The organism is Micromonospora sp. NPDC005707 (genome assembly GCF_040631005.1).
In the GTDB taxonomy this organism is placed as follows: Bacteria; Actinomycetota; Actinomycetes; order Mycobacteriales; family Micromonosporaceae; genus Micromonospora.
Genome location: NZ_JBEXYR010000016.1, coordinates 1 through 18325 on the forward strand (window position 1 = coordinate 1; position 18325 = coordinate 18325).

An 18325-nucleotide genomic window follows, 5' to 3' on the forward strand; every position below is an offset into this window, starting at 1 on the left:
GCGGACCGACTCGGTGGCCCGGCTCGGCGAGGAGGCCATGCGGCTCGGCGCGAACGCCGTGATCGGCATGCGCTTCGACAGCCGGGACTGCGGCGGCCAGCGGCAGGGTGGCGTCGCGGTTCCGTCCGGCCGGCGGCGCCCACTCGCTCCGGCGCGCGGCCCGGCTCCACTCGCGGGCGGCGGCGGCCGGCGGCATCACGTCCGGGTAGCTGCGCTCCGGCGGTGGCACCCCGGTCGCGTCGGTGCTGTCCCAGTCCGGCCCACCGGCCGCGCGGGCGGTGCCGCCGCTGTCCCGGCCCGACCCGGTGGCGGGTGCTGCGGGTGTCGTGCCCGCGACCGGCCAGCCGGGCACGTCGACGGTCGGCGCCGTGGCGGCGGCCAGCAGCCGGGCCGCGTCGTCGTGGCCGAGCCGGTGGCGCGGGTCGCGGCGCAGCAGCCCGACCAGCACCGGCGCCAGCGGGCCGGCGTGCGGCGCCGGGTCCGGCGGCTGGCTGGCCAGCGCGGCCAGCGTGGCCATGGCGGTGCTGCGGGCGTACGGGGACCGGCCCTCCACGGCCGCGTGCAGGGTGGCGCCCAACGACCAGAGGTCGGCCTCGACGCTGGACACCCCTTCGGCGGCCCGCTCCGGGGCCACGTACTGGGGGGAGCCGAGGACCAGGCCGGGGCGGGTCATCATGCCGTCGCCGCCGTCGAAGACGGCCAACCCGAAGTCGGTCAGCAGCACCCGGCCGTCCCGGGCCAGCAGCACGTTGGCGGGCTTCACGTCCCGGTGCAGCACGCCCGCCTCGTGCGCGGCGCGCAGCGCGGCCAGGACCGCCAGCCCGATCCCGGCGGCCCGGCGCGGGTCCACCGGCCCGTCCGACTCGATGATCTCCTGCAACGACCGGGACGGGACGTACTCCATCACGAGCCACGGGTCGCCGTCGACCCGGACCACGTCGTAGACCCGGACCACGTTGGGGTGGCTGAGCCGGGCGGACGCGCGCGCCTCGCGGAGCGTCCGGCCGCGCAGCTCGTCGCGTTCGTGCGGGGCGAGCCAGCCCGGTGGCACCACCTGCTTCACGGCCACCTCGCGGTGCAGCATCTCGTCCCGGGCCCGCCAGACCCGGCCCATCCCGCCGCGGCCGACCAGGTCGAGCAGGCGGTACCGGCCGGCGATCATTACCTGCTGCACCGCACTCCTCACCGCTCGTGGATGTCCACAATAGCCAACGGATCGGACAACACCTATCGCCCGTCAGGGCGTTGCGCTCAGCTCGCGGCGCCGGCCAGCAGATTCCCCTCCGGAATGGCGACGGCACTGCGGCCACCGGCCAGCAGCGCCGCCGCCCGACGGGTCTGGAACGCGCCGTGCTCCCGGCGGGCGGTGGCGTAGCTGCCGGCGGTCCGGGCGGCGATGGCGGACCAGGCGTAGCGCCGGGCGACCACGGTGCGGGCCCGGCGGGCCACCCGGCGGGCGAAGACCTCGTCGCCGAGCAGCCGGTCGACCGCGCCGGCCAGCGCGTCCGGGTCGCCGTGCGGGAAGGTCACCCCGGTCACCCCGGGTTCGACGATCTCGGCCAGGCCGCCGGTGTCCGCCACCGCGAGGGGAGCGCCCGCGGCCGCCGCCTCCAGGGCGATCATGCCGAACGGCTCGTAGAGGCTGGGCACCACCGTCGCGTCGGTGGCGGCCAGGACGGCGGGGAGCTGGGTGGCGTCCAGGAAGCCGGCGAACCGGACCGTGTCGGCGAGGTGCAGCCGGTGCGCCTGGTCGACCAGTTCGTCGCGGTACGGGCCGTCGCCGGCGATCACCACCCGCAGGCCGGGGTGCCGGTCCCGCAGGTACGGCACGGCGTGCACCAGGTGCTGCACGCCCTTCTCGTAGACCAGCCGGCCCGCGTAGCCGACCAGCGGGCCGTCGGCGGCGAACCGGGCGCGGGCGGCGGAGACCGCGCGGGGGCGGGCGTGCCAGGCCCGGTCGTCCACCCCGTTGGGGACCACGTCGATCCGCCCGGCCGGCACGTCGAACAGCCGCCCCACCTGGTCGCGCATGTAGCCGGAGCAGGCGATCACCCGGGTCGAGGCGTTGCTCAGCCAGTGTTCGACGCCGTGGATGGTGCGGTTCATCTCCTCGGGCAGCCAGCCCTGGTGCCGGCCGGCCTCGGTGGCGTGGATCGTGGTGATCAGCGGCAGGTCCAGGTGCTCGGCGAGGGTGACGGCGGTGTGCGCGACCAGCCAGTCGTGGGCGTGGATGACGTCGTACGCGCCGGACTCGGCGGCGCGCAGCGCCACCCGCGTGAGCGTGTGGTTGAACGCCATAGTCCAGGCCAGCAGCGAGTCGGTGGCGAGCGGGAACCGGACCGGGTCCTCGGCGGCCCGCAGGACGCGCACGCCCTCGGCGTACTCCTCCAGGGGGACGCCCTCGGCGTGCCGGGTGACGACGGTGACCTCGTGGCCGGCGGCGGCCAGGGCGACGGAGAGCGCGTGCACGTGGCGGCCGAGGCCACCGACGAGCACGGGTGGGTACTCCCAGGACAGGATCAGCACCCGCTGGCGCCGGGCGGGCTGGATGTCGATCACTTCGGCGTCAGCGGACATGCGGCCCCCTTGGAGTTGTGGTTCCCGCACCGCCAGACGGCACCGCGTCGGGCGCGTCGTGGGGTCGCAGCCCATCCTGCCCAGCGGTCGATAACCAGCGGCGACGCGCCGGTTGCCGGTCTGTAACGCGTTACCGCCGAAGGCGCCGGACGCGCAGCAGTTCGGCCACCGACCACGCCTGGAACGGGCAGCCGGTGGCGGCGTGCGGGGCGAGCCCGTCGGCGGTCTCGCTCACCGAGCCGAGGCCGTACTCGGTCAGGTGCCCTTCGAGGCCCACCAGCAGGTCGTCGGTGGGCAGGCCGGCCCGGCGGTACGCGTCGACGAACGGCCCGATCAGCCAGGGCCAGACGGTGCCCTGGTGGTAGCCGGAGTCCCGCTCGGCCGGGCCGCCCCGGTGCCGGCCCACGAAGCCGGGGGAGTCGGGGGCGAGGCTGCGCGGGCCGAGCGGGGTGAACAGCCCCTCGGTGACCCGGCGCAGGGTGGTCTCGTCCGGTTCGAGGGGCGCGTACGGCAGCGACCAGGCGAGCAGCTGGTTGGGGCGGAGCAGGTCGTCGTCGTGGTGCGGCGCCCCGCCGAGCGGGTACGCGGGCGCCGGCGCGTCCACCACGTCGTGCAGCCAGCCGGCCGGCGTGGGGAAGCGCTCCCGGAACGCGGCGGCGGCCCGCTGGTGCCGGCCCCAGAGCTCGGTGGCGTCCCGGCCGGCCAGCTCGGTCAGCTCGGCGAGCCCGGCCAGCCCGTTCACCCAGAGCGCGTTGACCTCGACCGGCTTGCCGGTGCGCGGGGTGACCGGCACCCCGTCGACCCGGGCGTCCATCCAGGTGAGCGCGACGTCCGGTGGCCCGCCCTGGGTGAGCAGGCCGTCGGCCGGGTCGACGCCGATGCCGTAGCGGGTGCCCGCCACGTGCGCGGCCACCACGCCCTCCAGCGCCGGCAGCAGCTCCACCCCGAGGTCGGTGTCCCCGGTGACGGTGACGTGCCGGTTCACCGCGTGCAGGAACCACAGCGTCGCGTCGACGGTGTTGTGCTCCACCCGCCCGGTGTCGGCGGTGTTGGCGAGCATCCCCTCCGACAGCGTGGCCGCGTACGCCCGCAGCAGCTCCCGGCCCTCGTCGCCCCGGCCGGTGCGGAGGAGGAGCCCCTCGTAGGAGGTCATGGTGTCCCGCGACCACGCCCCGAACCAGGGATAGCCGGCCACCACGTCCGGGCCCCGGGCGGTACGCACCACGAAGGCGTCGGCGGCCAGGGCGAGGGTCGCGTCGACGTCGTCGTCCGGCTTCGCCGCGGCCACCACCGCCCGGTGGCGCCGCCGGGCCGCCTCGACCAGCGCGGTGGCCGGCGGGGGCTCCTCGGCCAGGTCGTCCGCCCAGGCCAGCACGGACACCTCGGCGCCCGGTTCGTCGAGGGCGCCGGAGAACCGGCCCGCGTACCAGAGGTCCTCGTCGGGGTGCAGCCCACGCGCCGCCTCCTCCCGGTGGCGCACGCCGAGCCACCACTGCCCCTCCGGGGTCCAGCCCGGCCCGGCCAGCCGGAACGCGCCCTCCACCACCGCGCCGCCGGCCACCTCCTCCAGCCGGGGGGACGGGCCGTCCGCCCGCCGCTCGCCGTGCGCGTCGCGCCAGGTGCAGGCCGCGGCCAGGTCCAGCCGGACCGGGCCGCCGGAGACCAGCCGGTGCACCACCGCCACGCAGGACCGGCCGTACGCCATGGCGATCTCCCGCTCGATCACCACGTCGCCGACCCGCCAGCGCCAGCGGGGCACCCCGTCGGTGAGGTCGAAGCGCTCCAGCAGCTCGAACCCGCGCGGGTCGACCACACCCGGGGACCACTCGTGCGCGCCGAGCCGGACCTGCCGCCCGGACGGCAGGGTCACCGCCGGGTCGAGGCTGACCAGGCCCACCTTGCGGGCGGCCGGCGTCTCCCCGGCCACCACGAGCAGCCCGTGATAGCGCCGGGTACGCAGCCCGGCGACCGTGCCCATGGCGTAGCCGCCCCGCCCGTCGGTGACCAGCCACTCCCGCGTCGACGAGGCGGACAGGTCCCCGCAGACCTGCGGACCGAAGCAAATGTCGATCAACTTTCCTCCACCACCGGCGGGGTGTCACCCGCCACGACGACAATGGCCCCTGTGGAGAAGTACCCCGGCGGCGTCGAAGATGTGCAGGTGATCACTGACCGCCCGACCTCCGCGACCCCCGACCCCGAGCGGCACCGGCTCGCCCAGGCCGACGCCGGGGAGCAGGACTGGCGCGCATGGGGTCCCTATCTGTCCGAGCGGGCGTGGGGGACGGTACGGGAGGACTACAGCGAACACGGCACGGCCTGGGACTACTTCCCCCACGATCACGCGCGGTCCCGAGCCTACCGGTGGAACGAGGACGGCATGGCGGGCGTCTGCGACGACCGGCAGACGTTCTGCTTCGCCCTCGCCCTGTGGAACGGCCGGGACCCGATCCTCAAGGAGCGGATGTTCGGCCTCGGCGGCGACGGCGGCAACCACGGGGAGGACGTGAAGGACTACTGGTGGTACGAGGACTCCACGCCGACCCACTCCTGGATGCGCTGGCGCTACCACTACCCGCAGGCCGCCTTCCCCTACGACGAGCTGGTGGCCGTGAACGCGCTGCGCGGCCGGGACGACACCGAGTACGAGCTGGTCGACACGGGGATCTTCGACGACGACCGGTACTGGGCGGTCACCGTCGACTACGCCAAGGCGTCGCCGACCGACCTGTGCGTGCTGGTCACGGTGGCCAACCGGGGCGACACCGACGAGACCCTGCACGTGCTGCCCAGCCTCTGGTTCCGCAACACCTGGGCGTGGGGGCTGCCCGGCGGCGACCGGGTGCCGAAGCTGACCGGGGCCGGGTCCCGGCTGGTCGGCGAGCACTGGGTGCTCGGCCAGCTCGTGCTGGAGGGCGACGGCACGCCCACGCCGCTGCTCTGTGACAACGACACCAACGCCGAGCGGCTGTGGGGGCTGCCCGGGCGGTCGGCGTACCCGAAGGACGGGATCAACGACCACGTGGTGGCCGGCGCGGCCACCGTCAACCCGGACCGGGAGGGGACCAAGGGCGCGCTGCACTACGTGCTGGACGTGCCGGCCGGCGGTCAGCGGCAGATCCGGCTGCGGCTCACCCGCACCGCACCGCCCCCGGCGAACGACCCGCCGCCCCCGGCCGACCTGGGCGACGGGTTCGACACGGTGCTCTGGGCGCGGCGCGCCGAGGCGAACCGGTTCTTCGACAGCGTCATCCCGGCCGCCGCGAGCGCCGACGAGGCGCTGGTCGCCCGGCAGGCCATCGCCGGGCTGATGTGGGGCAAGCAGTTCTACCACTTCGACGTGAAGCGGTGGCTGGAGGGCGACCCGGGCTCCACGCCGCCGGCCGGCCGCCGGCACGGGCGCAACAGCGCCTGGTGGCACATGAACAGCTTCGACGTGATCTCCATGCCGGACCCGTGGGAATACCCCTGGTACGCGGCCTGGGACCTGGCCTTCCACTGCGTGACCATCGCCCGGGTCGACCCCGGCTTCGCCAAGGAACAGCTGCTGCTCCTGCTCCGCGAGTGGTACCTGCACCCGAACGGGCAGATCCCGGCGTACGAGTGGGCGTTCGGCGACGTGAACCCGCCGGTGCACGCCTGGGCGGCGCTCAAGGTGTTCGAGATCGACGGCTCCTCCGACCACGAGTTCCTCGCCCGGGTGATGCACAAGCTGCTGCTCAACTTCACCTGGTGGGTCAACCGGAAGGACACCGGCGGCAACAACGTCTTCGAGGGCGGCTTCCTCGGGCTGGACAACGTCGGCCCGTTCGACCGCTCGGCCGCGCTGCCGGTGGCCGGGGTGCTGGAGCAGTCCGACGGCACCGGCTGGATGGCCATGTACGCGCTCAACCTGCTCGACATGGCCGTCGTGCTGGCCGAGCACGACCGGGCGTACGTGGACACCGCGACGAAGTTCTTCGAGCACTTCGCGTACATCGCGGCGGCCGCGTACGACCAGGGGCTCTGGGACGACGAGGACGCGTTCTTCTACGACGTGCTGCGGCAGGCCGACGGCACGAAGGTGCCGCTGAAGGTCCGCTCGGTGGTCGGGCTGCTGCCGCTGGCCGCGGTCACCCGGCTCACCGCGCGCACCCTGCGCCGGCTGCCCGAGCTGGGCGCCCGGCTGCGCTGGTTCCTCACCAACCGCCCCGAGTACGCCGAGGTGGTCGGCGCCCGCCGGCTCGGCCCGGACGGCCGGCAGCAGCGGCTGCTGTCGATGGTCGGCCCCGATCAGGTGGTGCGCCTGCTCGCCCGGATGCTCGACACCGACGAGTTCCTCTCCGAGTACGGGTTGCGTACGCTCTCCCGGGCCCACCTGGACAAGCCGTTCACGGTCACCCTGGGGGGTCAGGAGTTCAGCGTCGGCTACGAGCCGGCCGAGTCGACGAGCGGCCTGTTCGGCGGCAACTCCAACTGGCGCGGTCCGATCTGGATGCCGACCAACTTCCTGCTGATCAGCGCGCTGCGCGACTACGCGGCCTTCTTCGGCGACGACCTGCAGGTGGAATATCCGACCCGGTCCGGGGTGAAGCGCACCCTCGACGAGATCGCCGACGACCTGTCGGCCCGGCTGATCTCGCTGTTCACCCGGGACGGCTGGGGGCGGCGGCCGATCTACGGCGCGGCCCAGCTCTTCCAGACCCACCCGGACTGGCGGGATCTGATCTGCTTCCCGGAGTACTTCCACGGCGACAACGGCGCCGGCCTCGGCGCCTGGCACCAGACCGGGTGGACGGCCCTGGTCGCCGACCTGATCCTCACGCTGCGCCGCTGAGGGTGGGGCGCGACGCCGAGCGCCGCGCCCCACCACCTCACGGCAGCGGGAGGAACGCCACCCGGGCGTGGTACTCGCCGGCCACCGTGACGGTGTCGCTGCCGACCCAGAGACCCCGGTCGGTGGCGTACAGCTCCTGGGTGCCGACGCCCCGGTCCTTGGTCGGGTTCCAGGGCAGGGCCTTGCCGGTGGTCGGGTGGATCGCCCCGATCCCCGGCCGGGACACCGCGCCCGGGCCGGCCGAGTCGCGCCCGAGCGGGTTGTCCAGCCAGCGCTGGTGGCCGCCCACGTAGACCGCCGCGCCGGTGATCGCCACCGAGAGCAGCGTGTCGCCGCCGGTGTAGTTCGCCCAGGTCGGCTGCTTGCCGCCGGTCTCGGTGCCGAACTCGAAGCGGGACGCCGTGTCGCACAGCGTGCCCGGGAACGCGGCGCCGGTGGTGACCGCCACGAACCAGGTGCCGTCCGCGGAGATGTCGACCCCGCGCAGGTAGGTGGGCATGGTCTTGGCGCACTGCGGCTGGTAACGGTCGGTCGACCAGCCCGAGAGGGTGGCACCGGTCGCGGTCAGGTTCGCCACGGCGAGCTGGTGGCGCGCCGCGCCGGACACCGAGCTGAAGTTGCCCACGAAGACGAGCCGCCGGCCGTCCGCGGAGACGTCCAGCGCCTCGATCTTGACCGGCGAGGTGGCCCCGGAGGTGGTCTTCCGGGCGCCCTCGACCCGCAGGTTGACCGACGCGTCGGCGGCGCCGGTGGTCGCGTTCAACGCGGCCAGGGCCCGTCGCGTCACCCCGCCCACGGTCTGGAACGCGCCGCCGAGGATCAGTCGGTTGCCGACCAGCCGCATGTCGTTGACCTGGTTGTTGAGCGCGGCCGGGGCGAAACCGGCGACCCGGGCGCCGGTGGCCGCGTCGACCCGGGCCACCCGCGGTGCGGCCACGCCGTTGACCGTCGTGAACGCGCCGCCGAGGTAGAGCGAGCGGCCGTCCGGCGCGGCGGCGAGCGCCTTGACCGTGCCGTTGACCACGGGCCGGAACGTCGTGTCGATCCGGCCGGTGGTGGCGTCGAAGGCCACCAGCCGCGGCATCGCCAGCTGGGCGGTCTGCCCGGCGTCGCGCACCTTGGTGAACGAGCCGGCCACGTACACCCGGTTGCCGATCTGGAGCATCCGGTACACGGTCCCGTCGAGGGCGTGCGGCGTCCAGTCCACCGGGTTGGTACCGACCACGGTGGAGTGTGTGGCGTTGACCGCGAGGGCGGGGGACGGGGGGAGCGCGCCGCCGGCGGCGGCGAGCGCGGCCACGACGGCGGTGGCCGCCCTCCGGCGACGCCGGCGCCGGGCCGGGGTCGCGCGGGGATGATCGCGTGAGGTCGTCATCGCCGAAGCATGCCGCCCGGGGCCGGGTCGGCGCAGTCGGGTTCCCGCCGCTGGTCGCACGGCGTTCGGCCAGTCCGGACGGTCCGTCCGTCCGGTCCGGGATGATCTTGTCGGCCGATCCCGTCCGGCGCGCCGGAAACCCGGCTGCCGGGGCGGGGCGGAGGCAGTACCGTGTCCCGGTCCGGCACACGGAAGGAGTACGCGATGCCACAGCGCCGGGAGGCCGCGGTGCTGGTCTTCGACGCCGACGACACGCTCTGGGAGAACAACGTCCTCTTCGAGCGGGTCATCGACGACTTCCTCACCTGGCTGGACCATCCGACGCTGGACCGGACGGAGATCCGGACGGTGCTCGACGACATCGAGCGGGCCAACGCGGTCGCGCACGGCTACGGCAGCAAGGTCTTCCTGCGCAGCCTGGGGGAGTGCCTGGAGAAGCTGCGCGCGCGCCCCGCGACCGACCGGGAGCGCGCCGAGATCGACGACCTGGCGGCGGCGCTGGTCGGCCACCAGGTCGAGCTGATGCCCGGCGTGGCGGAGACCCTCGACGACCTGGCCACCCGGCACGAGCTGCTGCTGCTCACCAAGGGGGAGCGCGAGGAGCAGCAGCGCAAGCTCGACGCCTGCGGCCTGCTGCACCACTTCCGTGCCGCGCACATCGTCCCCGAGAAGGACGTCGACACCTACCGCTGGCTCGCCCGGGAACACGCCTTCGACCCCGCCACGGCCTGGATGGTCGGCAACTCCCCGCGCTCGGACATCCTGCCCGCCCGGGCCGCCGGCCTGAACGCGGTCTTCATCCCCAACGAGAACACCTGGGTGCTGGAACACGACGAGCTGGACCCGGCCGACCGTGGGGTGATCCGGCTGGCCGCCTTCCCCGACCTGGTCCGGCACTTCTGATCCGGCGGGTAACGTCCCAGGCGTGCCGCTGACCTTCCCCTCGCACCTGGCGCCGGTGCTGCCGTTGAAGCTCTGGCGGCCGCACTGGTTCGACGGGGTGGCGCTGGCCACCGGCGCCGTCGCGCCGGACGTGGGCTACCTGTTCACCGGCACCGGGCTCGCCCCCGGTCTGCGCACGCACACCCTCGGCGGGCTGCTCTGGTGGTGCCTGCCGGTCGCCCTCGGGTACGCCTGGATCGTCCGCCGGGTGATCGCCGGGATCGCCGTGCACCTGCCCGGCCAGCGGCTGTTCGGCTGGCCCGACCACGCCGCGCTGGCCGGCGTCCGGCATCCCTGGCAGGTCACCGTCTGCTCGGCGCTGATCGGCGCGTTCAGCCACGTCGCCTGGGATCGCGTCACCCACACCGACCGGTGGCCGCGCCTGCTTGGCATCGCCGACTTCCACGCCCTGACCGGGCTCTACTGGTGGCAGGTGGCGGACGTGGTGGGCACCGTCGGCGGCGGGCTGCTGGTCGCCGTTCTGGCGGTGCGCGCCGCCCGGCGGGGGGAGATCGTCGCCGGCGCCCGGCCGCCGGCGCCGGCGACCCGGCCCGGAATGTTCTGGGGGGTGGCCCTGGCGGTCACCGGACTCGGGGCGCTGCTGCTGCCGGGCCTGCCGGCGGCCACCGTCGCGGCGCCGGCCGGGGTACGCCTGCTGCACCTCGCGGCGGTCGCGCTGATCGCCGGGGCGGCCGCCGCGGGGGCCCTGACCGGGCCCTCGCCCGATGCCGGGCACAGCCGTCGCCTCGAACACAAACAGCGCTGGTCCGGCTGACCCTGTTACGCCGACATGCCGTATTTCAACGTTGGCATCAATCACATTTCCCCGGGCCCGGCCAACCTTGTCCGACCTGCGAGAACCTGCTTAACCTGAGCCCGCGCCCACGCCTCTTCGGGGTGAGTCGGGGGCGCGCCGAAGTCCGGTAGTTGGGCACCGTGGAGCTGAGTGCATGCGGGCCGGCTCGCCGCGTTGAGCCCGGCGTTGGCGGCGTGCCACGCCCGCCGTGCTCGCCAACGGCGAAGACCGCTACCACGCCGGACGGCTGGGGTCAGGACCGGGGAGTTGCGGACCCGGTCCTGACCCGTCCGGCCACCTCCGCCATCCCACGAAGACCGACCGGACCGGGGACGCTGCCTGGCCCCGTCCCGTGCGAGGATCCTCCGCGTGAAGCCGACGAGTGCCGCCCGGCTGACCTCCCTGCCACCGCGTGCGCGGCAGGTCGTCATCGTCACGGGCGAGGGCTGGCGCACCACCCACGCCACCCTGGAGGCGTACGACCGCGCCGGTGACGACTGGCGGCCGGCCCTGCCCCCGCTGCCCGCCCGGATCGGCGCCGACGGGTTCAGCGACCGGCACGTCGAGGGCGTGCCCACCACCCCGACCGGCGTCTACGCCGTCGGCCCCACCATCTACGGCATCGCCGCCGACCCGGGCGTGCGCCACCCCTACCACCGGGTGGCCGTCGACGACTGGTGGAACGCCGAGCCGGACTCCCCGCACTACAACAGCTTCCAGCGCTCCGCCGCGCGGTTGGGCGGCCAGAGCGAGGCGCTGTGGCGGGAGGACCCGGCGTACACGCACTTCGCGGTGATCACCTACAACATGCCGCCGACCGTTCCGGCCCCGGTGCCCCACGCCGGCAGCGGCATCTTCCTGCACCAGTTCGGCCGCGCCGAGGGCAACCCCACAGCCGGCTGCGTGAGCCTGTCCCACGAGCACCTGGTCGCGGTGCTCACCTGGCTCGACCCTGAGGCGGCGCCGCACGTCGTGCTCAGCCCCGCCGAGTGCCTCGACCGCTACTGACCCGCCCCCACGAGCCGCCAGGACCGCCTCCGATGGACACGATCAGCACCGGCCAGCCGCCCGCCGGGAACGCCGCCAGCACCTGCTACCGACACCCGAAGCGGGAGACGCTGCTGCGCTGCAGCCGCTGCGACCGCCACATCTGCCCCGACTGCATGCGCGAGGCGCCGGTCGGCCACCGTTGCCCCGACTGCGTCCGGGCGGACAACCGGACCGTCCGGCAGGCCCGCACGGTCTTCGGCGGCCGTCCGGTCGCCCGGCCGCTGGTGACGTACGCGCTGGTCGCCCTCATCGTGCTGGCGTACCTGGTCGAGCTGGTCCACCCGGCCGTGCTCGACCGGTTCGACAGCCTGGGGACCGGGCTGGTCGACGACGGCGGCCAGCGCTACGTCGACGACGGCGTCGCCCACCCGGGGTACGAGCCGGTCGGGATCGCGCACGGCGAGTGGTACCGCCTGCTCACGTCGTCGTTCCTGCACCTGCTGCCCACCCAGGGCGTCCTCGGCTTCCTGCACATCACCTTCAACCTGTGGTGGCTGTGGGTGCTCGGCCGGGTGGTCGAGGACCGGCTCGGGCACGCCCGGTACCTGGCCGTCTACCTGCTCTCCGCGCTGGGGGGCGGGGTCCTGGGCTTCCTGGTCTCCCCGCACCAGGCGGCGGTCGGCGCCTCCGGCGCGGTCTACGGCCTGGCCGGCTGCTACGTGGTGCTCGCCCGGCGGCTGCACCACCACCCGATCGAGCCGCAGCGGGTGCTCATCCCGTTCGTGATCTGGATGGTGCTCTCCGCCGGTTGGACCTCCTGGGAGGGGCACCTGGGTGGCCTGCTGGCCGGGGGCCTCGTCGGCCTCGGGTTCGCGTACGCCCCGGCCCGGCGGCGGACCGCCGTGCAGGTGGCGGTCACCGCGGCGGTCGCCGTGCTGCTCGTCGCGCTGGTCGTCGTGAAGTCGCTCGCCCTCACCGGCTGACCGTCGCCGGGCGCCGCCGGCGGGCGGAGAAATGGCTCTGGTGGACGGGGGCGGCCCGGCGCGACACTGAACCATGACGCCTCAGCGCGTACCACTGCTCGCCGGCCTGGTCGTGCTGCTCGCGGCGGCCTGCACGGCGACCGACCACGACGGCGCCGCACCGGCGGCCGGCACCACGGCCGCCGCGACCACGCCCGCCGGGACCACGCCCGCCGCCACCACCCCCGCCGCCACTCCGGCCGTGACCACCAGCGCGGCGCCCGTCGAGGGCGCCTGGCGGGTGACCTACGGCTGGGACGTGCCCACGGCACCCGCCCGGGTGACGCACCAGGTCCGGGTGCCGGTCACCCCGGCGCCGGGGGAGCCCCTGCCGGTCCTGGTCGAGGTGAGGGTCGGCGACCACCCGGCCGAGGGGTTCAGCCGGATCACCTTCGCCTTCCGCGGCCCGACACCGTCCTACCAGGTCGGCTACGTCCCGCAGGTGTGGACGGAGGGTCGCGGCGCGCCCGTCGACCTGCCCGGCACGGCCTACCTGTCGGTGCGGTTCGACCCGGCGCAGGCGCACGACGCCCGCGGCGCCGGGACGGCCGCCCTGCCGCCGGCGCGGCTCGGCTACCCGACCCTGCGCGGCTGGGCCGCGGCCGGCGACTTCGAGGGCCACCTCAGCTTCGGCCTCGGGCTGCGGCCACCGGCGGGCGGGACGCTGCCGGTGCGGCTGGGCGAGGCCACCCGCCCCGACGGCACCCACGTCGTCGCGGTCGACGTGCGACGTGGCTGACGCGCGCGCGGACCGACCGCGCCGGCCCGGTGGCCGGCACGGTCGGGCACGTGGGTCAGCCGACCTCGCCGCGGACGATGGCCACCGCGACCCGGCAGAACTCGTCCATGTCCGGGTTGAACCCCGCGGCGATGTCCGGGTGCAGCCCGGCGCGGGTCTCGTCGAGCAGCCGACGGCAGACCTCCTCCACGGGCTCACCCGCGTAGCCGGCGCGGACCCGGTCGGCGGCCGCCTGCAGGGCCGAGGTCAGCTGATCCTCCAACGGGCCGCGCAGCTTCTGCTGCACAGGATCGAGCCCGCTCGGATCGAGCGTGACATGTGGCTCCGACATCGGCGCTCCCTTCTTCGGCGACCGCGGTACCCCACCGCGGTCGTCGGTCAAACCATCCTCGGTACGGCCGCCACCCGGACCTGGTACGAGAAGTCCTCCGCGGGCTCCTCGACGTAGGACAACCGGCGGATCTGCCGGTCGTCGGACCAGAGAGCGACGTCGACCAGCACCCCGAGGTGGGCCAGGCCGATGTTCGCCACCCGCTTCTTGTCCTGGAGCACCGCGCAGACCCCGCCCACCAGCGTGCTGGCGTCGGAGGTGCGGTGCCCGGGCGGGCAGCGCAGGGTCACGTCCACCTCGACCGGACCGGTGAGCGGCGTCCACCCCGTGCGCTGGGCCGCCGTGCAGGCGGCCTGGAGCAGGGCGCGGACCCTCGTCGCCTGCCGGTGCCCGGCGGCGAAGATGGACAGGGCCTCGGTCTTGACCGGGGGCAGGCCGCTCACCTCGAACGTCAGGGCGAGAGCGCGGGTGTCCTGCACGACGGCACCTCCTCGTGGGGATCCTGCCCAACCGGTGGGACCGCAGAAGGGAGTTCGCGCGAGAACCAACCGATCGGACGGGCTGGGGTCGGCCGGAGGCGTATCGACTTCGACGGCGACGCGCTGGCTGCGGAGCTACGGAAACGCTAGACCACCGGAAGCACGCTGGGTAGCTCGCCGTTCACTGCTTGGGACGGGCCGGGAAGGCGCAGAACTCGTTGCCCTCCGGGTCGGCCAGCACCCACCAGGAGGTCGCCGGGGTGGGCTCGCGCAGCAGGGTGGCCCCGGCCGCGATGAGCGCGGTGACGTCCGAACCGGTCAGCTCGACGTCCCAGTGGACCCGGTTCTTCACCCGCTTGCGCTCCGGCACCGGGTCGAAGACCCAGTGGTCCCAGGGGAAGCCCGCCGCGCCGACCACCGACGCGGCACCCTCGGCGGCGGTCTCCACCCGCCCGCCGGTCACCCGCGCCCACCAGGCGGCCTGTGCGGCCGGGTCGGCGCTGTCCACCACCAGCTCGAACACACCCGGCCGGGCGCCCTCGCGCGGGGCGAACGCGCAGAACTGATTGCCCTCCGGGTCGGCCAGCACCCACCAGCTGATCTCGGCGTCCGGCTCGCGGACCAGGCGCGCCCCGGCGGCCAGCAGCGCGGCCGGCTGCGCGTCGGCCAGCCGCAGGTCGAGGTGGACGCGGGTCTTCCCGGTCCGCGGCTCGGGCACCGTGTTGACCCAGATGGATTCGGCGGGCGAGGCGGCGCGGGGGTCGATCCGGGCGTCGCCGTCGCCCGTGTCGACCAGCTCCCCGCCGAGGATGCCGGCCCAGAAGCCGCCGAGCCGCCGGGCGTCGCCCGCGTCCATGCAGATGTCCTTGAAGCGCGCGATCATCCGGCCATCATGCCGGCCGGGTCGGACATCCACCGGGTGCCGGGCGGCCGGGCCGACGCCCGTGATCCGCACCACAGCGCCGGCTGTCGAATCCGTCTCGTGACCGTCAGGTTTCGCAGCGTGGCTGCCAGGGCACTGTCTGGCCCACGAAACGTCCCGGGACGCCCGCTCGACCATCGGCGCCCCGACCGTCTCGCCGTGCGCCGGGGCACGGGTGACTCCCCGGTTCTTCGCCGAAGAGAGGGGGAGGGCGATGACGGCAGACCCCGACAGGGCCGCCCGGAGGCGGCCGGCCCGGCATGCGGCGGCGGCAGCCGCCGCACTCGCGTTGGTGGCCCCGCTGGCCGCCTGCGGTTCGGGTGGCGAGGGCGGCACGCCCACCATCAACCTGTACTACCCGCCCGAGCAGAACCTGCAGAAGGTCGTCGACGACTGCAACGCCCAGGCCCAGGGGCGCTACCGGATCGCCTACCGGGTGCTGCCGCGGCAGGCCGACGACCAGCGGGTGCAGATGGTGCGGCGGCTCGCGGCGCAGGACCCCGGGATGGACGTGCTCGGCCTCGACGTCACCTGGACCCAGGAGTTCGCCAGCGCCGAGTGGATCCGGGAGTGGACCGGCAAGGACAGGGCCGAGGCCGAGCAGGGCACCCTCGCCGGCCCGCTGGACACCGCCCGCTACGAGGACAAGCTCTACGCCGCGCCCAAGAACACCAACGTGCAGCTCCTCTGGTACCGCAGCGACCTCGTGCCGGAGCCGCCGAAGAGCTGGGACGAGATGATCTCCGCCGCCCAGCGGCTCAAGCAGCAGGGCAAGCCCTACCAGGTGCTCACCATGGGCGCCCAGTACGAGGGCCTCGTCGTCCTCTACAACACCCTGGCCGAGAGCGCGGGCGGCAAGGTGCTCAGCGACGACGGCAAGAAGGCCGTGATGGACGAGGGCACGGTGCGGGCGCTCGACCAGCTGAAGAAGTTCGCCACGTCGGGCGTGACCTCGCCGTCGTTCAGCAACGCCACCGAGGACCCGGTCCGGCTGGAGTTCCAGTCCGGCTCCGGCGCCTTCCAGGTCAACTGGCCGTTCGTGTATCCGGCCATGCAGGAGGCCAACCCTGAGCTGGCGCAGAAGGTGAAGTGGGCGCGGGTGCCGGGCGTCGACGCGAACACCCCGAGCAAGGTCACCATCGGCGGGGTGAACATGGCGGTTAGCTCCTACTCGAAGCACCCGACGGAGTCCTTCGAGGTGGCGAAGTGCATCCGCAACGCCGAGCACCAGAAGTTCTCCGCGGTCAACGACGGGGTGCCGCCCACCATCGAGGCGGTCTACGCCGACCCGGAGATGGACAAGGCGTACCCGATGAAGGAGACCATCCTGGAGGAGCTGAAGGAGCCGGCGGTCCGGCCGCTGACCCCGGCGTACCAGAGCATCTCCACGGTCATGTCGGCGATCCTGTCGCCGCCGTCGGCGATCCGGCCCGAGCAGACCGCCGACGAGCTGCGCGACGCCATCGCCGACGCCCTCGAATCGAAGGGGGTCCTGCCATGAGCGTCAACGCCACGCCCGCCGGCGCGGAGGTCGCGGCGGACGCCGAGCGTTCCGCCGGCCGGCACGCCGCCGTGCCCGCCCAGCGGGCCCGCCGCGGGTCGAAGCCGCCGCTGAGCGAGAACAAGCGCGCCGAGCGGCGCCTCGGCTGGCTGCTCTGCGCGCCGGCCGCGCTGGTCATGGTGCTGGTCACCGCCTACCCGATCCTCTACTCGTTCTGGTTGTCGCTGCAGCGCTTCGACCTGCGCTTCCCCGATGAGCGCGAGTTCGTCGGGCTGGAGAACTACGTGACCGTGCTGACCAACCAGTTCTGGTGGACGGCGTTCGGGGTGACGGCCCTGATCACCGTGGTCACCGTGGCGATCGAGCTGGTGCTCGGCATGGGCCTGGCGCTGATCATGCACCGGACGCTGGTCGGCCGGGGCATCGTCCGCACCGCGGCGCTGATCCCGTACGGCATCGTCACGGTGGTCGCCGCCTTCTCCTGGCGGTACGCCTGGACACCCGGCACCGGCTACCTGGCCAACCTGTTCGACGGCAGCGCCCCGCTGACCGAGCGGGCCAGCTCGCTGGCGATCATCATGCTGGCCGAGATCTGGAAGACCACCCCGTTCATGGCGCTGCTGCTCATGGCCGGGCTGGCGCTCGTGCCGGAGGACCTGCTCAAGGCCGCCTCCACCGACGGCGCGACGGCCTGGCAGCGGTTCACCAAGGTGATGCTGCCGGTGATGAAGCCGGCCATCCTGGTCGCGCTGCTGTTCCGCACTCTCGACGCGTTCCGGGTGTTCGACAACATCTTCGTGCTCACGGCCGGCGGCAACGAGACCTCGTCGGTGTCGATGCTCGCCTACAACAACCTGATCCGGGGGTTGAACCTCGGCATCGGCTCCACGATGTCGGTGCTGATCTTCCTGACCGTGGCGATCATCGCGTTCGTGTTCGTGAAGCTGTTCGGCACCGCTGCCCCCGGCAGCGACGACGGGGAGAGGCGCTGACATGGCAGTCGAAACCACCACGCGGGCGAAGGTGCGCTGGGGCCTGCTGGACGTCATCGTCGTCGTCTTCGCGCTGGTCCCGGTGCTCTGGATCGCCTCGCTGTCGTTCAAGACCCCGGCCACCCTCACCGACGGGAAGTTCTGGCCGCGGGAGTGGACGCTGGACAACTATCGGACGATCTTCGACACCGACCAGTTCGTCCGGGCCCTGGTCAACTCGATCGGCATCGCGCTGATCGCCACCCTGATCGCGGTGGTGCTGGGCGCGATGGCCGCGTACGCGATCTCGCGGCTGGACTTCCCCGGCAAGAAGCTGCTGGTCGGGGTGTCCCTGCTGATCGCCATGTTCCCGCAGGTGTCGCTGGTGTCGCCGCTGTTCGAGATCGAGCGGCAGCTCGGCATCTTCGACACCTGGCCGGGGCTGATCCTGCCGTACATCACCTTCGCGCTGCCGCTGGCGATCTACACGCTCTCGGCGTTCTTCAAGCAGATCCCGTGGGACCTGGAGAAGGCGGCGAAGATGGACGGCGCCACCCAGGGCCAGGCCTTCCGGCGGGTGATCGCCCCGCTGGCCGCGCCGGGGCTGTTCACCACGGCCATCCTGGTGTTCATCTTCTGCTGGAACGACTTCCTGTTCGCGATCTCGCTGACGTCCACCGAGCGTTCCCGCACGGTGCCGGCCGCGCTGTCGTTCTTCACCGGCGCGTCGCAGTTCGAGGACCCCACCGGGGCGATCTGCGCCGCCGCCGTGGTGATCACCGTTCCGATCATCCTGTTCGTGCTCTTCTTCCAGCGCCGCATCGTCTCCGGTCTGACCTCCGGCGCAGTCAAGGGATAGGTGGT

Annotated in this window: 15 protein-coding genes and 2 pseudogenes; 10 read left to right on the forward strand and 7 right to left on the reverse strand. The window is 73.8% G+C overall.

What is annotated here, in order from left to right:
- Positions 1 to 94, forward strand: a pseudogene (locus ABZ452_RS26385) (heavy metal-binding domain-containing protein); the annotation flags it as partial.
- 285 nt (positions 95 to 379) lie between these two features.
- On the opposite strand, the pseudogene ABZ452_RS26390 reads toward ABZ452_RS26385, so the two are convergent.
- From ABZ452_RS26390 to ABZ452_RS26400, 3 genes and pseudogenes are all read right to left on the reverse strand, one after another.
- Positions 380 to 1162, reverse strand: a pseudogene (locus ABZ452_RS26390) (serine/threonine-protein kinase); the annotation flags it as partial.
- Between the two features lie 89 nt (positions 1163 to 1251).
- Positions 1252 to 2577, reverse strand: a complete 1326-nt coding sequence (locus ABZ452_RS26395; RefSeq protein ID WP_357948173.1) for a glycosyltransferase family 4 protein — start codon at positions 2575 to 2577, stop codon at positions 1252 to 1254.
- A 130-nt stretch (positions 2578 to 2707) separates the two neighbouring features.
- On the reverse strand, positions 2708 to 4651 hold the full coding sequence (locus tag ABZ452_RS26400) for an amylo-alpha-1,6-glucosidase (protein WP_357948175.1): 1944 nt from the start codon (positions 4649 to 4651) through the stop codon (positions 2708 to 2710).
- A 42-nt stretch (positions 4652 to 4693) separates the two neighbouring features.
- On the opposite strand from ABZ452_RS26400, the gene ABZ452_RS26405 reads away from it, so the two are divergent.
- On the forward strand, positions 4694 to 7393 hold the full coding sequence (locus ABZ452_RS26405) for a glucosidase (protein ID WP_357948178.1): 2700 nt from the start codon (positions 4694 to 4696) through the stop codon (positions 7391 to 7393).
- Positions 7394 to 7430: 37 nt separating this feature from the next.
- Here the strand turns inward: ABZ452_RS26405 and ABZ452_RS26410 are convergent, their stop codons facing one another.
- Positions 7431 to 8768 carry a hypothetical protein gene (locus ABZ452_RS26410; protein WP_357948181.1) on the reverse strand — a complete coding sequence of 446 codons (1338 nt, stop codon included), beginning with the start codon at positions 8766 to 8768 and terminating at the stop codon, positions 7431 to 7433.
- A 204-nt stretch (positions 8769 to 8972) separates the two neighbouring features.
- On the opposite strand from ABZ452_RS26410, the gene ABZ452_RS26415 reads away from it, so the two are divergent.
- The 5 genes from ABZ452_RS26415 (at position 8973) to ABZ452_RS26435 (ending at position 13257) form a co-directional block, all read left to right on the forward strand.
- Positions 8973 to 9671: an HAD family hydrolase gene (locus tag ABZ452_RS26415; RefSeq protein WP_357948184.1), complete on the forward strand. Its 699-nt coding sequence runs from the start codon at positions 8973 to 8975 to the stop codon at positions 9669 to 9671.
- A 22-nt stretch (positions 9672 to 9693) separates the two neighbouring features.
- Complete coding sequence (locus ABZ452_RS26420) at positions 9694 to 10485, forward strand: DUF4184 family protein (RefSeq protein WP_357948187.1); 792 nt, start codon at positions 9694 to 9696, stop codon at positions 10483 to 10485.
- A 390-nt stretch (positions 10486 to 10875) separates the two neighbouring features.
- The gene (locus ABZ452_RS26425; protein WP_357948190.1) at positions 10876 to 11514 is read left to right on the forward strand and encodes a L,D-transpeptidase family protein; all 639 of its coding nucleotides are present in this window, start codon (positions 10876 to 10878) and stop codon (positions 11512 to 11514) included.
- Between the two features lie 32 nt (positions 11515 to 11546).
- A complete protein-coding gene (locus ABZ452_RS26430; RefSeq protein WP_357948193.1) occupies positions 11547 to 12479 on the forward strand; it encodes a rhomboid family intramembrane serine protease in 933 nt (310 codons plus the stop codon).
- 73 nt (positions 12480 to 12552) lie between these two features.
- Positions 12553 to 13257, forward strand: coding sequence for a hypothetical protein (locus ABZ452_RS26435; RefSeq protein WP_357948196.1), 705 nt, complete (start codon positions 12553 to 12555; stop codon positions 13255 to 13257).
- Positions 13258 to 13312: 55 nt separating this feature from the next.
- Here the strand turns inward: ABZ452_RS26435 and ABZ452_RS26440 are convergent, their stop codons facing one another.
- From ABZ452_RS26440 to ABZ452_RS26450, 3 genes are all read right to left on the reverse strand, one after another.
- Positions 13313 to 13588: a hypothetical protein gene (locus ABZ452_RS26440; protein WP_357948198.1), complete on the reverse strand. Its 276-nt coding sequence runs from the start codon at positions 13586 to 13588 to the stop codon at positions 13313 to 13315.
- A 47-nt stretch (positions 13589 to 13635) separates the two neighbouring features.
- Positions 13636 to 14067 carry a hypothetical protein gene (locus tag ABZ452_RS26445; protein ID WP_357948201.1) on the reverse strand — a complete coding sequence of 144 codons (432 nt, stop codon included), beginning with the start codon at positions 14065 to 14067 and terminating at the stop codon, positions 13636 to 13638.
- Positions 14068 to 14248: 181 nt separating this feature from the next.
- Complete coding sequence (locus ABZ452_RS26450; RefSeq protein ID WP_357948203.1) at positions 14249 to 14950, reverse strand: VOC family protein; 702 nt, start codon at positions 14948 to 14950, stop codon at positions 14249 to 14251.
- A gap of 253 nt (positions 14951 to 15203) precedes the next feature.
- Between ABZ452_RS26450 and ABZ452_RS26455 the strand changes: the two genes are divergently transcribed.
- From ABZ452_RS26455 to ABZ452_RS26465, 3 genes are read left to right on the forward strand one after another with little or no spacing between them, the layout of a single operon-like run.
- On the forward strand, positions 15204 to 16490 hold the full coding sequence (locus tag ABZ452_RS26455; RefSeq protein WP_357948205.1) for an ABC transporter substrate-binding protein: 1287 nt from the start codon (positions 15204 to 15206) through the stop codon (positions 16488 to 16490).
- Positions 16487 to 17482 (forward strand): sugar ABC transporter permease, encoded by a 996-nt coding sequence (locus tag ABZ452_RS26460; RefSeq protein ID WP_357948208.1) that lies wholly within the window; start codon positions 16487 to 16489, stop codon positions 17480 to 17482. Before ABZ452_RS26455 ends, ABZ452_RS26460 begins: the two co-directional genes overlap by 4 nt.
- A gap of 1 nt (position 17483) precedes the next feature.
- Positions 17484 to 18320, forward strand: coding sequence for a carbohydrate ABC transporter permease (locus tag ABZ452_RS26465; protein ID WP_357948211.1), 837 nt, complete (start codon positions 17484 to 17486; stop codon positions 18318 to 18320).
- The last annotated feature ends 5 nt before the right edge of the window (positions 18321 to 18325 follow it).